We start from the raw sequence: 1,449 nt of genomic DNA, 5'->3' as shown, positions 1-1,449 counted from the left end.
CGGGTTCAACCAGTCGATGCAACACCAGCTTCTTGGAGTAAGAGTAGGTGTTCGTTGAATGCCTCGGCCGGTGTCTTCCATCCGAGTGTCTTGCGGGGTCTGCTGTTCAGCGCGTGCGCGACGGCCTCGATCTCTTCGGCGGTCCAGCGAGACAGGTCGGTACCTTTGGGGAAGTACTGACGGAGCAGTCCGTTGGTGTTCTCGTTCGTACCCCGTTGCCAGGGCGATTGCGGGTCGGCGAAGAAGACCGGGATACCTGTCTCGACACTGAACTTCGCGTGCGCGGACATCTCCTTGCCGCGGTCCCAGGTCAGCGACCGCGCCAGTTGCGTCGGCAGGGTCGACATCGTGGCCGCCAGGGCGGTCTTCATCGTGAGCGCGCCATAGCCGGCCAACGCCGGGCCGTTCTTGGGGGTCTCCTTGTGCCGGTAGCCCTCCTCGCGGGGAAGGTGGACCAGCATCGTGTACCTGGTCGTGCGGTCGACCACGGTGCCGATCGCCGAGCGTTCCAGCCCGATCAGCAGATCCCCTTCCCAGTGGCCCGGGACGGCCCGGTCCTCGGCCTCAGCGGGCCGCTCGCTGATCAACGTCTCCGGTGTCACGTGTGCCCAGGTCTTGCGGCGCGATCTCTCCCGCGGCGCCCTCAACGCGCGGCCGGTGCGCAAGCACCACACCAGCTCGCGCTTCAACGCGCCGCGGCCCTCGATGTACAGCGACTGGTAGATCGCCTCGTGGCTGATGCGCATGGACTCATCATCGGGGAAGTCGGCCTTCAGCCGGTTGCTGATCTGCTCCGGACTCCATGCCAGCGTCCAGGGTCGGTCCTTGCGGTGAGGCTTGTTCAGGCCGGTGAAGGTCCGCACCTCCGGTCCTGCGACCGGGGTGCCGTCGGGGCGGCTGATCTGGCCGGCCAAACGCTCTTGGACATAGGCCCGCAGTCTGGGGTTCACGACGAGCTTTGCCGGCTTCGGGCGCTTGGCGCTCATGTCGGCCTTCCACTGCGCCACCGACGCCCGGTAGCCAGCGCTGCCGTATCGCACAGCGGCGTTGCGGCGCAGCTCGCGTGAGACCGTCCCGGGATCACGACCGATGGCTCGAGCAATCTCGCGCACGCCTTTGTCCTGAGCCCGGAGCAGAGCGATCTCCTCGCGCTCGGTGAAGGACAGATACCGGCCCGTGGGCTTGAACGTCAGATCGAACGGCGCCATGCCGCCAGCGTTGCGGAACCAGCGCTGGCCGACAGCGGGCGCCACGCCGGCCACTGCTGCGGCTTCGATGGGCAATGCGCCCTTGGCGATCTCCCTCCAGAACGCCACCTCGACATGCCTCTGGAACTTCGGATGACCAGGCGACCGCCGCTTCGGCTGGATCGCTCGATCGGCGGCCTGCTGACGACGTACCACTCCACACCTCCATCACGAGGTGTTGCGACGACCAGTTGAATCCACC

1 protein-coding gene is annotated in these 1,449 nt (G+C 66.5%); it reads right to left on the bottom strand.

Features of this window, described 5'->3' with window-relative positions; all coding sequences use genetic code 11:
- Positions 1–5 precede the first annotated feature (5 nt).
- Complete coding sequence (locus M8330_RS21625) at positions 6–1,403, bottom strand: IS30 family transposase (RefSeq protein WP_443689931.1); 1,398 nt, start codon at positions 1,401–1,403, stop codon at positions 6–8.
- Positions 1,404–1,449 lie beyond the last annotated feature (46 nt).

Source organism: Nocardioides bruguierae (assembly GCF_023656415.1).
Lineage (GTDB): Bacteria > Actinomycetota > Actinomycetes > Propionibacteriales > Nocardioidaceae > Nocardioides > Nocardioides bruguierae.
Note: the sequence above shows the minus strand (reverse complement) of the source record. Positions and strands in the feature narration are given on the sequence as shown.